A 12,252-nucleotide genomic window follows, 5' to 3' on the forward strand; every position below is an offset into this window, starting at 1 on the left:
GTCGGGAGGCCTGGCTGAGGGTGACGGCGGGGCGGGAGCTTGTGGGCCGGTGCGAAATCCATTCGCGCCGGCCCACAGGTGCTTCTACGTTAGGCTCCCGACATGCGACTACGGGGAGTCTTCACAGTCGGCGTGGCCGGTTCTCTCGTGCTGGCCGGATGCTCGTCGACGAGTGAACCCGATGCGCCGCCGCTCGACGCGGACGCTCTCGCGGCCTCGGTCACAGAGTCCGGAGTGGTGGGGCACCTGCAGCAGCTGCAGACGATCGCGAACGACCACAACGGCAACCGCGCGGCCGGGACCGCCGGGTACGACGCCAGCGTCGACTACGTCGCACAGATCCTGGAAGACAAGGGTTTCGACGTCCAGACCCCGGAGTTCGAGTTCCACAAGTTCGATGTCGGGACGGAGGCACTGAGGTCCGGCGATCGTGACTTCGACGTGCGGGCGCTGTCCTATTCGCCGTCCACCGGTCCGCAAGGGATCACCGCCAGACTGGTGCCCGCCCCGAAGGACGAGAGCCCGGGATGCGAGGTCACCGATTACGACGGTCTCGACGTGACCGGGGCGATCGTCCTCGTGAACCGGGGGGTGTGCCCGTTCGCGGCCAAGCAGCAGATCGCCGCCGAGCGCGGCGCCGCGGGCGTGATCGTCGTCAACAACGCGGACGGACCGATGAGCGGCGGCACCCTCGGCAACCCCGACGCGGGCAAGGTTCCCACCGGTGGGGTGAGCAAGGCGGACGGCGCCGCACTCGAGCAGGCCGGCGGTGACGTCACCCTCACGCTCGACACCACCACGCAATCGAGCACGGCCCGCAACGTCATCGCCCAGACCAAGACCGGCTCGACCGACGATGTCGTGATGGTCGGCGCGCACCTCGACAGCGTCCCGGAAGGTCCCGGTATCAACGACAACGGCACCGGCGTCGCCTCGATCCTCGAAACGGCGGTGCAACTCGGCGGATCGCCCGACGTCGACAACGCGGTGCGCTTCGCGTTCTGGGGTGCCGAGGAACTGGGTCTGCTCGGGTCTGAGGCGTACGTGAACGGTCTCAGTGACGAACAGCGGAACGACATCGCCCTGTACCTGAACTTCGACATGCTCGGCTCCGAGAACGCCGGCTACCTGGCCTACGACGGCGACAACTCCGACAACGTCGGCGAGGGGCCCGGACCCGAGGGATCCGCGGGCATCGAGCGCACGTTCGTCGAGTACCTCCAGCGCAACGGTGTCGCCGCCGACGGCACGGACTTCGACGGCCGGTCCGACTACGGGCCGTTCATCGAGCACCAGATCCCGTCGGGCGGCGTGTTCAGCGGCGCCGACGAGACGAAGACGCCCGAGCAGGCGCAGAAGTGGGGCGGCACCCCCGGGGTGACGTACGACGAGAACTACCACAGCGCGACCGACACCCTCGAGAACGTGGACCGGGCCGCGCTCGCCAAGAACGCCGCCGCGGTCGCGTACGCCGTCGGGGTCTACGCGGAGTCGCTCGCCGGCCCGAACGGCGTTCCCGCCGGCGCCGACCGGGAGAAGGCGCGGGCCGCGGAGTGATGTCCGATTCGTCACGCGTTGATGAATGTGACGCTGGGTTACTCTTACTCTCGTGAGTGACGACCCGGCCGACGAGAACGCTGCCGAGTTCGACGCTGCGCCCCCACCGAAACGCGGCGAGAAGGTTCTGGGCTGGGTGGGGTCGGTGAACCGGCAACCGCAGCTGATCGAGGGACTGCGGAAGGTCCGCCGGGCGCTGCCCGGCGATCCCGCGTTCGGTGACCCCCTGTCGACGGCGGGACCCGGCAGCGCACGCGCCGTCGCACGCGTCGCGGACCGCTTCCTCGACCACCAGCCCGGCGCGTCCCGCGAGATGAGTCTGGGCGCGCTGCAGGTGTGGCAGGCCCTCCTCGAACGCACCGGCCGCGGTCGTGGCACGCGCGAGGTGACCATCGTGTTCACCGACCTGGTCGGATTCTCCACCTGGTCACTGCCCGCCGGCGACGGCGCCACCCTCGCCCTGCTCCGTGGCGTCGCCCGGGCCGTCGAGACACCGATCGTCGACCGCGGCGGGCACGTGGTGAAACGTCTGGGGGACGGCGTGATGGCGGTCTTCTCCAGCCCGGACCGCGCGATCGATGCCGTCTTCGCCGCGCAGGAGGCGCTCGCCGGGGTGGAGGTGGACGGCTATCACCCCCGCATGCGCGTGGGCATCCACACCGGTGTGCCCCGGCAGATCGGCGGCGACTGGCTCGGGGTGGACGTGACGATAGCGGCCCGCATGATGGAACTGGGCGGCGACGGCAACGTGATGGCATCGTCCGCCACGCTGTCGAGTCTGCAGCCGGGCACCCTCGAGGAACTCGGTGTCGGCGTCAAACCGTGGCGCCGCGCGTTCTTCGCCCCCGCACCCAGCGGGGTGCCGTCCGATCTCGGAATCTGGCGGCTGCGGCTCCGCCGCCCGTGAGTACTTGTTAACCGCCGGACGTTAACAAGTACTCACGAGCGACGAAGTCGCCACAGGGGGGAGACGGGGCCGTGACCGGCGCCCAGGTCGTAGGACGCCTCCAGACACTTGGTGACCCACTCCTTGCCGAACGCCACCGCATCGGGCACCGACCACCCGTGGGCGAGTGCGCTCGCGATGGCGGCGGCGAGGGTGTCGCCGCCGCCGTGGTCGTTGCCGGTGTCGATGCGGGGACTGCTGAACTCGAGAAACGTGTCGCCGTCGAACAGCAGATCGGTGCTCGACGCCGACGTCCGGAGATGCCCGCCCTTCACGATCGACCACTGCGCCCCGAGTGCATGCAGCGCCTCCGCCGCCCGCCGCGCGGTCGCGTCGTCCACCACGTCGATGCCGGTGATCAACCGGATCTCGTCGAGGTTCGGCGTCACGACCGTGGCGATCGGGATCAGCGTGTTCCGCACGGCGTCCAGTGCCTCGGCGTGCAGGAGCGGATCTCCGTGCATCGACGCGCACACCGGGTCGACGACCAGCGGGACCGGTTGGTCGCGCCCGATCCCGACCTCGGTGCACACGGCGGCGACGGCCTCGATGATCGCCGTCGACGCCAGCATGCCCGTCTTCGCTGCCCCGACCCCGATGTCCTCGACGACGCACCGCACCTGCGCTGCCACCGTCTCCGGCGGAATCTCGTGGAAACCGCTGACGCCCACCGAGTTCTGCACCGTCACCGCGGCGACCGCGACGCACGCGTGGACGCCGCACAGGGCCATCGTCCGCGAGTCCGCCTGGATTCCGGCGCCACCGCCGGAATCGGTGCCGGCGATGGTGAGAACTCGGACGGGGGTCTGGCCGTCGGGGGTCAGGGGCAGCAGCTTCACGACAGGGACCTTACCGATTCTCGGAGGTGACGGATTCGACGGGCAGATACACGCGTCCACCTGCGTCGACGAACTCGCTCGACTTCTCGGCCATGCCCGCCTCGATGGCCTCGATCGTGTCGAGTCCGTGTTGCTGCGCGTATTCGCGCACATCGGCGGAGATCCGCATCGAGCAGAACTTCGGACCGCACATCGAACAGAAATGCGCGCTCTTCGCCGGCTCCGCGGGCAGGGTTTCGTCGTGGAACTCGCGGGCGGTGTCCGGATCGAGGGACAGCGCGAACTGGTCGTGCCAGCGGAACTCGAACCGGGCCTTCGACAGCGCGTCGTCCCGCTCCTGGGCGCGCGGATGCTGCTTCGCCAGGTCCGCGGCGTGGGCCGCGATCTTGTACGTGATGACGCCGATCTTGACGTCGTCGCGGTTCGGCAGTCCCAGGTGCTCCTTCGGGGTGACGTAACAGAGCATCGCGGTGCCGGCCTGCGCGATCATCGCCGCGCCGATCGCGGACGTGATGTGGTCGTACGCCGGCGCGATGTCGGTGGCGAGCGGTCCCAGCGTGTAGAACGGCGCCTCCTCGCACAGTTCCTCCTCGAGCCGCACGTTCTCGACGATCTTGTGCATCGGCACGTGGCCGGGCCCTTCGATCATCACCTGCACGCCATGCGATTTCGCGATCTTCGTCAGTTCGCCGAGGGTGCGGAGTTCGGCGAACTGGGCGTCGTCGTTGGCGTCGGCGATGGAACCGGGGCGCAGTCCGTCGCCGAGGGAGAACGTGACGTCGTAGCGGTGCAGGATCTCGCACAGTTCGTCGAAATGGGTGTACAGGAACGATTCCCGATGATGGGCCAGGCACCAGGCCGCCATGATCGAACCACCGCGGGAGACGATGCCGGTCACGCGTTTCGCGGTGAGCGGGATGTAGCGGAGCAGGACTCCGGCGTGGACCGTCATGTAGTCGACGCCCTGCTCGCACTGCTCGATCACGGTGTCGCGGTAGATCTCCCATGTGAGCGCGGTGGGGTCTCCGTTCACCTTCTCGAGCGCCTGATAGATCGGCACGGTGCCCACCGGCACGGGCGAGTTGCGGAGGATCCATTCCCGGGTCTCGTGAATATTCTTGCCGGTGGACAGGTCCATGATCGTGTCGGCGCCCCACCGGGTCGCCCACACCATCTTCTCGACCTCCTCCGCGATCGACGACGTCACCGCGCTGTTGCCGATGTTCGCGTTGATCTTGACCGCGAACGCCTTGCCGATGATCATCGGCTCGAGTTCGGGGTGCGTGCGGTTGGCCGGGATCACGGCCCTGCCTGCAGCGACCTCGGCGCGCACCGTCTCCGGTGAAACGCCTTCGCGTGCAGCGCAATACCGCATTTCGGGGGTGACAGTTCCGGCTCGGGCCGCGTCGAGCTGAGTGCCCTCCCGGTCGGCGATCCACGGCGCGCGCAGATGCGGCAGTCCCGCCTCCAGATCGATGGTGGCGTCCGCGTCCGTGTACGGGCCCGACGTGTCGTAGACGTCGAGGTGCTCACCGTTGGTGAGGTGCACGCGGCGCACCGGTACCCGGACGTCGTCGCCCGACGGCAGGTAGTGCTTGGTGCTGCCCTCGATCGGCCCCGTGGTGACGGACGTGGCTGTAGATACAGTTTTGCTCATCGATGATGCTCCCTACGCCGGCATTACCCGGACAGGTTCGACGGTCGACGGCCCCTAGCCGTCCTCTCAGCCCGCTGGTGCGAGCCCCCGTGGATGTGTAGTTGTCCCGGAGACTGTAACCGAGATCTCTGTCAGTGAACATTCGGGGGAAACTTGGACAGCGGCTCCGCGCATCGGTATAAAGGGTGACGAACATCACATTTCGATTACGACACATACCCCCAGGAGATGGCCATGCTGACGGACGCGCAGGTTGTGGACGTGATCGACAACGCCGATCAGAACCGGTTCGAACTCCGGCTGAGCGGTGATCTGGTCGGGATTCTCGGGTATTTCGACCTCGCGGAGACGCCGCCCGGGGCGGGGACGCCCGCCGCACGGCCGCCGGGCTCGAAGGCTAAGGGGCGGCAGGCGCCGGTGGTCTCGTTCATGCACACGGTGATCGTGGAGGACTTCGGGCACCGCGGACTGGCCGCGCTCATGGTGGGCCGCTCGCTCGATCTCGCCCGCGGGTACGGGTGGAAGATTCGCCCCGTGTGCACGTACGTGCAGCGCTTCGTGTCGGCGCATCCCGAATACCGCGACCTCATCGTCCCGGTGGAGCGCTGACCGTGCGCGCGCCGTGAAGACGGCCCGTCTGCAACGAAACGGTTCCGGGACCGGCGATTCCACGGATGGCGACACCGTCTTGCTGATTCCATGAGTGGCATGGATCACATTTCGAACGGTTCCGCGTCGCCGAGCAACGTCGCGGCCGCAGACGCTCGCGTGCTCGACAACCCCGCCCACGAACGATTCGATCTGTGGCTGGGCGGCGAGTTGGTCGGCATTCTCGGCTACCGGGACGGCGACGACATCCCCGGTTGCATGTCCGGACCGGGCGAGGTGGTCGCGTTCATGCACACCGTCGTCAAGGAAGAATTCGGTGGCCGCGGGCTGGCCGCGATTCTGGTGGCCGAGGCGCTGGGGTCGGCGCGCGATCGCGGCTGGAAAGTGCGTCCCATCTGCACATACGTGCAGCGCTACCTGGCGTCGAATCCGGTGCACCTGGACATTCTGGTGGTCGAGTAGAACCTCCGCGAGAGCACTGCTCTTGATTTCGGCGACTTCGCTGTGAATACTGCTCTACATAGAGAGCGGTGCTCGCATTCGAAGGAGTCGTCATGACCGTGTCGGATCGGATCGGAAATCGGACCTCCGGGGCGTTGTTCGCGCTCGCGGGTGTCCTGTTCGTCGTCTACCCCGCGGTGCGCCCCTACGCGCCGAACGGGGCCGCGGACGGGGCGGCCGAGTTCGCCTCCCCGTGGTGGCTCGTCGCACACCTCTCCGCCGTCGGCGGGTTCATCGCGTTCGGGCTTGCGCTCGTCGCGCTCGGCAGCATCCTGAAGCGGACACCCGGCGCGCGGGCCGCGGTGGCCGCGGTGGTCGCATCGTGGGTCGGGATCGGGCTGACCCTGCCGTACTACGGGGCGGAGACGTTCGCGCTGCACGCTCTCGGCGGCAGCGGACTGGACGAGGACGCCGTCGCCACCCTCGCCGAGAGCGTGCGGATGGGCTCGGCGCAGGCGTTTCTCTTCGCGGCGGGACTGCTACTTCTTGCGGTCGGCGCGGTCGCGGCAGCCGTGGCCGTCGCCCGATCCGGACTGTTCGCCCGATGGGCGGGAATCCCGATGGCGCTGGGATTCGCGTTGTTCATTCCGCAGTTCTACGTCGACGCCCCACTACGCATCGCGCACGGAATGCTCATCGGGATCGGTTGCGCGGTGGTGGCTCTCGGCGTGCTGCGGGCTCAGTCGCCGAGGTCGACGAAGACCGGAGCGTGATCGCTCGCGCCCTTGCCCTTACGCTCGTTCCGGTCGATCTCGGCCTTGTCGACCCGGCCGGCGAGCGCGGGCGACCCGAGCACGAAGTCGATGCGCATTCCCTGCTTCTTCGGGAACCGCAACTGGGTGTAGTCCCAGTACGTGTAGACACCGGGGCCCGGGGTGTGGGGCCGGACGACATCGGCGAAACCCGACTCGACGAACGCGTGGAAGGCGTCCCGCTCGGCGGCGGACGTGTGAGTCTTGCCCTCGAACAGAGCGGGATCCCAGACGTCCTCGTCGTTGGGGGCCACGTTCCAGTCGCCGACCAGCGCGATCTGAGCGTCCGGATTCTGCTCCAGCCACCCGACCGCGTCGGTGTGCAGCTTCGCGAGCCAGTCGAGCTTGTACGTGTAGTGCGGATCGGCGAGCTCGCGGCCGTTGGGAACGTACAGGCTCCAGATGCGGACGCCGTTGCAGGTGGCGCCGATGGCGCGGGCTTCCTGCGCGGGCGCGACCTCCGGGTCCTTGTGGAACCCGGGCTGATCCTCGAACCCGATCTGCACGTCGTCGAGGCCGACACGGGAGGCGATGGCGACACCGTTCCACTGGCTGAGGCCCACGTGCGCCACCTCGTACCCGAGTTCGCGGAAACGCTCGTACGGGAACTGCTCGTCCTTGCACTTGGTTTCCTGCATCGCGAGCACGTCGACGTCGGTCCGCTGGAGCCAGTCCAGGATCCGGTCGGTACGGGCACGAACAGAGTTCACGTTCCAGGTTGCGATGCGCACGGCAGCCACCCTAGCGGCAGACGCCGACAGGTCCTCAGGCGCCGTATTCCGTCGCGTAGCGGTACCGGTGGTGTGCGGTGAAGCCGAGGTTGCGGTACATCGCCTGCGCGCCCTCGTTCTCGACGGCGACCTGCAGGCAGGCGTGGGTCGCGCCGTGCTCACGCCCCCAGTTGATCATGTCGCCGCAGATGAGGCTGCCGATCCCGTGACGACGGTGGTCGGCGGCCACCTCGACCGCGGTGAGCCCGACCCACCGGCGCTCGTCCGGGGCGGACGTGACCGAGCCACGCGCGACGGCGAGCAGCGTCGAATCGGCGGCGCCGATCCGGCCGAACCCGAGGATGCCGCCGCGGACGGCGTCGAGCACGTCCACCGCGAAGTCGGGCAGCGCGGACCCGCGGTAGCGGTACAGCGCCAGCCAGTCCGGATCCGGGTGATCGGCGACGGTCGTGCTGCGCGGGCCCTCGGGCAACGCCAGGTTGTCGACGTCGGCCGCCATCACGACCACCTCGTCGCTGACGTTCCAGCCGAGCGGCACTTCGCCCAGGCGGTCGGGGATCAGCAAACGCAACGGGCGGTCGCGCTCGGCGTACCACTCGCGGAGCCGGGCGAGGGTGCTGCCGGGGGAGGAGTCGTCCAGGCTCGCCACGGTCCCGCGGTCGCCGAGCGGTGCCGCCGAGTTGGCGCGTCCGGTGAAGCCGTGACCGTACCGGGCGAGCCACCCGTCGATCCACGCGTGTTCGATCCCGGGCCAGCCGTCGGCGGACGCCAGTTCGAGGGAACGGACCTCGCTCGCGCGTATCGGCCGCGCGGGAACGGCCTTGAGCGCGACCACCCGATCCGGTTCGACCTCGATCAGAGAGCCGTCGGCCGCGCGGACGGCGACGAGCGGCTCGACGCTCTCCAGAGTTCCGATGACGTCGGTCATCGGGTGACTGGAACCGGGTGGCAGCGAATACCGCAGCACCACCCGGCTTCCGAGAGGAATATCAGTCGTCATGCCCGAACGGGTCTTCGACCGTGCCCGGCACCCAGCTGAGACCGGGAACGCCCCAGCCGGCGCGCTTGATGGTCTTCTTGGCGGCGCGGGCGTTGCGCCCGACCAGCATGTCGACGTACAGGAAACCGTCGAGGTGACCGACCTCGTGCTGCAGCATGCGCGCGAAGAAGCCGCGTCCCTCGATGTCGACGGCGTTGCCTTCGGCGTCGGTGCCCGTGACCTTCGCCCAATCGGCCCGCCCGGTGGGGAACTGCTCGCCAGGCACGGACAGGCAGCCCTCGACGTCGTCGTCCGGGTCCGGCATGGTCTCCGGACGTTCCGACGTCTCGAGGACCGGGTTGACGACGCATCCCCGGCGGCGCAGCGCCTTGCCGTTCCCGTCGACGTCCGGGCAGTCGTAGACGAACAACCGCAGCGGTATTCCGACCTGGTTCGCGGCGAGACCGACGCCGTTGGCGGCGTCCATCGTGTCGTACATGTCCGCTATAAGTTCAGAGAGTTCTGCAGGTGACTCGGTCACCGTCTCGGTCGGTTCGTGCAATACCGGGTCGCCCACGATCCGGATGGGGAGGATGGCCATGGTCGTCAAGGATAGTGCGGCGCGCCTCAGCCGTTCGCACTGCCCACGGCCTTCGGCGTGGTTGAATAGGCGCTGAAGTACAGCTGTGTAATTCGTTCCTCGATCGGCCACGCGATCGAGGAGCCGGGGGAACGTGGTTTCGCTGAGGTCGAGCGAGAGCTAGTAGTCGAGGAGTGAGATGGACGGCGCAACAGCGCGTAGTCGGAACCAGTCCGAACGCACCGACAGCGACAACTCCGTACAGGTCGACGACGTCGGCCTGTCGCGTCGGGAGCATGACATCCTGTCCTTCGAGCGCCAATGGTGGAAGTACGCCGGCGCGAAGGAAGAAGCGATCAAAGAACTGTTCGACATGTCCGCCACCAGGTACTACCAGGTTCTCAACGCGCTGGTGGACCGGCCGGAGGCGCTCGCCGCCGACCCGATGCTCGTGAAGCGGCTGCGACGGCTGCGCGCGAGCAGGCAGAAGGCCCGCGCGGCCCGTCGCCTCGGGTTCGACGTCACCTAGCCGGCCGGTGGCTAAGGTCGACACCGTGAGTACTCCGAAACCCGAATCGTCCGGCCCGCCGCTACGAGCCCTCGCGATGGTGCTGATCGCCCTCGCGATCCTCTTCGCGGGTCTCGGGTTCGCCTCCCTCGGGGGCTCGGATTCGGAGGAGACGGCCACCACGGTCACCACCACGGCAGCTGCCACGACCACCGCCGCTGCTCGCACGACGACAGCGGCCGCGGGAGCCGCGGGTGCCACGTCGGCGTCCGCGACGAGCACGACGTCCGGAGCGTCGAGCACCACCAAGTCCGCGGATGCGGCGTCGGTCCCGGTGCGGGTGCTCAACAACAGCAACGTCACGGGTCTGGCCAGTCAGACGGCCACCGAACTGATGTCGTCGGGGTGGACGGTGTCGGAAACCGGCAACTACAGCGACGGCACCATCTCCGAAACCACCGTGTACTACGGGACTTCCGCCGCCGAGAAGGAGGCGGCCACCGAGATCGCCGCCCAGCTCGGGGTGTCCGCGCAGCCCCGGTTCCCGGGTATCGCGAATTCGTCCGCCGGTGTGATCGTCATCGTCACCTCCCCCCAGTAGACCGGACGGTCGGTGCACCGTCCTCGCGGTTATGATCAGTTGCACTTCCTCGCCACCTCAAAGGAGCGGTTTGATGGCCTCGAGTTCTACCCGTCGGATGTCCTGGCGCATTGTCACCCCGGTGGTGGCCATTGCAGCACTGGGACTGACCGCCTGCAGCAACAACGAGGCGCCGAGCGACGTTCCCGGCACCACTCCGCCCGTGTGGACCGGGGCCGCCGATCCCAGTGCCGCAGGTGTTCCCGGCGACGCCGAGAGCGGTTCGGGTCAGTCCGCCGAGAGCGGCGCGGTGAGCGCGACGTTGAAGAACGCGGAAGGTCAGGACGTGGGCACCGCCACGTTCAAGCAGGCCGGTAGCCACGTCGAGATCACCGTCTCCGTCAAGAATCAGACGCCCGGATTCCACGGGTTCCACGTGCATTCCGTCGGCAAGTGCGAGACGAATTCCGTCGCGCCGACCGGCGGTGCGCCCGGAAACTTCCTGTCGGCGGGCGGCCATTTCCAGGCCTCGGGCCACTCGGGACACCCGGCGAGCGGCGACCTCACCTCGCTGCAGGTGCTGGAAGACGGCACAGCCGAATTGGTCACCAGCACCGACGCCTTCACGGTCGAGGACCTGAAGAACGGCGACAGCGGCACCGCGATCATGATCCACTCGGGTCCCGACAACTTCGCGAACATTCCTACCCGGTACGCACCCGCGCCCGATCAGGAAACCCTGAACACCGGGGACGCAGGCTCCCGCGTGGCCTGCGGTGTCATCGGCGCCAGCTGAGTCGCGTGACATCCCGGCTGCGGCCGGGATGTCGGCGCGCTGCCGCACACCCCGGCCTGTGGTTGGATCGAAACCGTGGTAGTTCCCTTTCCCGGTTCGCCGCGGCCGACGCTGGGTGTCGAGTGGGAGATCGCGCTGGTCGACAGGGTCACGCGGGATCTCTCCAACACGGCCGCGGAGGTATTCGACGCGGTCGCGAACCTCGCGGGCCCGGAGGATCCCCGGATCACCAAGGAGCTGCTGCGCAACACCGTCGAACTTGTCACCGGCATCCATTCCACCGTGGGTGAGGCGATGGACGACCTCGACGAGTCACTCGACCTGCTGCGTCGTGCGGCGAATCCGCTCGGGGTCGATCTCATCTGTGCGGGAACGCACCCGTTTGCACAGTGGTCCACTCAATTGGTCACGCGCACACCGGATTACGACGAATTGATCGAGCGCACGCAGTGGTGGGGCCGGCAGATGCTGATCTGGGGTGTGCACGTCCACGTGGGTGTGTCTTCGCCGCAGAAGGTGTTCCCGATCCTCAACGCCCTGCTGCAGCGGTATCCCCATCTGCTCGCGCTGTCCGCGTCGTCACCGATGTGGGCGGGGGTCAACACGGGGTACGCGAGTAACCGCGCACTGATGTTCCAGCAGCTCCCCACCGCGGGGCTGCCGTACCAGTTCGCGAACTGGGCGCAGTACGAAGATTTCATCAGCGACCAGATGAAGACCGGCGTGATCACCAAGATCGGCGGAATGCACTGGGACATCCGGCCCGCGCCGCGGTGGGGCACCATCGAGGTCCGTGTCTTCGACGGCATCTCCACCCGCGCCGAGCTCAGTTCCCTCGTCGCGCTCGTGCACTGCCTGATCGTCGACCTCGATCGCCGGTTCGAGGCGGGCGAGAATCTGCCCAACCTGCAGCCGTGGCACGTGAAGGAGAACAAGTGGCGGGCGGCGCGGTACGGACTCGACGCCGAGATCATCCTCGACGAGGACAGTAACGAACGGCTCGTCACCGACGACCTGAACGACCTGCTCGAGCGGCTGGCGCCCACTGCGGTGCGTCTCGGCTGCGCGGACGAATTGGCCGCCGTGGCCGAGATACCCCGCCGGGGGGCCTCCTACCAGCGGCAACGTCAGGTCGCGGAAGCGACCGGGGGAGACCTGGTGGCCGTGGTCGATGCGCTGGTGAAGGAACTCGGCACCTGAAAGACGGTCTCGGGCAG

At 68.0% G+C, this 12,252-nt stretch carries 14 protein-coding genes and 1 riboswitch; of the genes, 9 read left to right on the forward strand and 5 right to left on the reverse strand.

Annotation, left to right across the window (positions count from 1 at the left end; genetic code table 11):
• Window positions 1–102: 102 nt before the first annotated feature.
• A complete protein-coding gene (locus ACFTWF_RS06975; protein WP_378460520.1) occupies window positions 103–1,557 on the forward strand; it encodes a M20/M25/M40 family metallo-hydrolase in 1,455 nt (484 codons plus the stop codon).
• A gap of 52 nt (window positions 1,558–1,609) precedes the next feature.
• The gene (locus ACFTWF_RS06980; RefSeq protein WP_378460521.1) at window positions 1,610–2,464 is read left to right on the forward strand and encodes an adenylate/guanylate cyclase domain-containing protein; all 855 of its coding nucleotides are present in this window, start codon (window positions 1,610–1,612) and stop codon (window positions 2,462–2,464) included.
• A gap of 32 nt (window positions 2,465–2,496) precedes the next feature.
• Here the strand turns inward: ACFTWF_RS06980 and thiD are convergent, their stop codons facing one another.
• Window positions 2,497–3,342 (reverse strand): bifunctional hydroxymethylpyrimidine kinase/phosphomethylpyrimidine kinase, encoded by an 846-nt coding sequence (gene thiD, locus ACFTWF_RS06985; RefSeq protein ID WP_378460522.1) that lies wholly within the window; start codon window positions 3,340–3,342, stop codon window positions 2,497–2,499.
• 10 nt (window positions 3,343–3,352) lie between these two features.
• Window positions 3,353–4,999, reverse strand: coding sequence for a phosphomethylpyrimidine synthase ThiC (gene thiC / locus ACFTWF_RS06990; protein WP_378460523.1), 1,647 nt, complete (start codon window positions 4,997–4,999; stop codon window positions 3,353–3,355).
• A riboswitch (TPP riboswitch) is annotated at window positions 4,992–5,100 on the reverse strand. Its footprint overlaps the gene before it by 8 nt.
• A 133-nt stretch (window positions 5,101–5,233) precedes the next feature.
• Between thiC and ACFTWF_RS06995 the strand changes: the two genes are divergently transcribed.
• The 3 genes from ACFTWF_RS06995 (at window position 5,234) to ACFTWF_RS07005 (ending at window position 6,822) form a co-directional block, all read left to right on the forward strand.
• Window positions 5,234–5,608 (forward strand): GNAT family N-acetyltransferase, encoded by a 375-nt coding sequence (locus ACFTWF_RS06995; RefSeq protein WP_378460524.1) that lies wholly within the window; start codon window positions 5,234–5,236, stop codon window positions 5,606–5,608.
• 99 nt (window positions 5,609–5,707) lie between these two features.
• Window positions 5,708–6,070, forward strand: coding sequence for a GNAT family N-acetyltransferase (locus ACFTWF_RS07000; RefSeq protein WP_378460525.1), 363 nt, complete (start codon window positions 5,708–5,710; stop codon window positions 6,068–6,070).
• 92 nt (window positions 6,071–6,162) lie between these two features.
• The gene (locus ACFTWF_RS07005; RefSeq protein WP_378460526.1) at window positions 6,163–6,822 is read left to right on the forward strand and encodes a hypothetical protein; all 660 of its coding nucleotides are present in this window, start codon (window positions 6,163–6,165) and stop codon (window positions 6,820–6,822) included.
• Here the strand turns inward: ACFTWF_RS07005 and ACFTWF_RS07010 are convergent.
• From ACFTWF_RS07010 to ACFTWF_RS07020, 3 genes are read right to left on the reverse strand one after another with little or no spacing between them, the layout of a single operon-like run.
• Complete coding sequence (locus ACFTWF_RS07010; protein ID WP_378460527.1) at window positions 6,789–7,592, reverse strand: exodeoxyribonuclease III; 804 nt, start codon at window positions 7,590–7,592, stop codon at window positions 6,789–6,791. The genes ACFTWF_RS07005 and ACFTWF_RS07010 overlap by 34 nt on opposite strands.
• Before the next feature lie 34 nt (window positions 7,593–7,626).
• On the reverse strand, window positions 7,627–8,592 hold the full coding sequence (locus ACFTWF_RS07015; RefSeq protein WP_378460528.1) for a GNAT family N-acetyltransferase: 966 nt from the start codon (window positions 8,590–8,592) through the stop codon (window positions 7,627–7,629).
• On the reverse strand, window positions 8,582–9,172 hold the full coding sequence (locus ACFTWF_RS07020; protein WP_378460529.1) for a peptide deformylase: 591 nt from the start codon (window positions 9,170–9,172) through the stop codon (window positions 8,582–8,584). The genes ACFTWF_RS07015 and ACFTWF_RS07020 overlap by 11 nt, the downstream gene beginning before the upstream one ends.
• Before the next feature lie 178 nt (window positions 9,173–9,350).
• Between ACFTWF_RS07020 and ACFTWF_RS07025 the strand changes: the two genes are divergently transcribed.
• The 4 genes from ACFTWF_RS07025 (at window position 9,351) to ACFTWF_RS07040 (ending at window position 12,235) form a co-directional block, all read left to right on the forward strand.
• Window positions 9,351–9,680, forward strand: a complete 330-nt coding sequence (locus ACFTWF_RS07025; protein ID WP_378460530.1) for a DUF3263 domain-containing protein — start codon at window positions 9,351–9,353, stop codon at window positions 9,678–9,680.
• A gap of 25 nt (window positions 9,681–9,705) precedes the next feature.
• Complete coding sequence (locus ACFTWF_RS07030) at window positions 9,706–10,260, forward strand: LytR C-terminal domain-containing protein (RefSeq protein WP_378460531.1); 555 nt, start codon at window positions 9,706–9,708, stop codon at window positions 10,258–10,260.
• A gap of 73 nt (window positions 10,261–10,333) precedes the next feature.
• Window positions 10,334–11,035, forward strand: a complete 702-nt coding sequence (locus ACFTWF_RS07035) for a superoxide dismutase family protein (protein ID WP_378460532.1) — start codon at window positions 10,334–10,336, stop codon at window positions 11,033–11,035.
• A gap of 75 nt (window positions 11,036–11,110) precedes the next feature.
• Complete coding sequence (locus ACFTWF_RS07040; RefSeq protein WP_378460533.1) at window positions 11,111–12,235, forward strand: glutamate--cysteine ligase; 1,125 nt, start codon at window positions 11,111–11,113, stop codon at window positions 12,233–12,235.
• Window positions 12,236–12,252: the final 17 nt, after the last annotated feature.

Origin of the sequence: Rhodococcus sp. NPDC056960 (assembly GCF_042674125.1) — a bacterium.
GTDB lineage: Bacteria > Actinomycetota > Actinomycetes > Mycobacteriales > Mycobacteriaceae > Rhodococcus_F.

Bases quoted from the DNA above. Each gene is read 5' to 3' on its own strand.
- ACFTWF_RS07000 (WP_378460525.1), top strand. From the start codon at position 5,708: ATGGATCACATTTCGAACGGTTCCGCGTCGCCGAGCAACGTCGCGGCC.
- ACFTWF_RS07015 (WP_378460528.1), bottom strand. From the start codon at position 8,592: ATGACGACTGATATTCCTCTCGGAAGCCGGGTGGTGCTGCGGTATTCG.
- ACFTWF_RS06995 (WP_378460524.1), top strand. From the start codon at position 5,234: ATGCTGACGGACGCGCAGGTTGTGGACGTGATCGACAACGCCGATCAG.
- thiC (WP_378460523.1), bottom strand. From the start codon at position 4,999: ATGAGCAAAACTGTATCTACAGCCACGTCCGTCACCACGGGGCCGATC.
- ACFTWF_RS06975 (WP_378460520.1), top strand. From the start codon at position 103: ATGCGACTACGGGGAGTCTTCACAGTCGGCGTGGCCGGTTCTCTCGTG.
- ACFTWF_RS07035 (WP_378460532.1), top strand. From the start codon at position 10,334: ATGGCCTCGAGTTCTACCCGTCGGATGTCCTGGCGCATTGTCACCCCG.
- ACFTWF_RS07025 (WP_378460530.1), top strand. From the start codon at position 9,351: ATGGACGGCGCAACAGCGCGTAGTCGGAACCAGTCCGAACGCACCGAC.
- ACFTWF_RS07005 (WP_378460526.1), top strand. From the start codon at position 6,163: ATGACCGTGTCGGATCGGATCGGAAATCGGACCTCCGGGGCGTTGTTC.
- ACFTWF_RS07020 (WP_378460529.1), bottom strand. From the start codon at position 9,172: ATGGCCATCCTCCCCATCCGGATCGTGGGCGACCCGGTATTGCACGAA.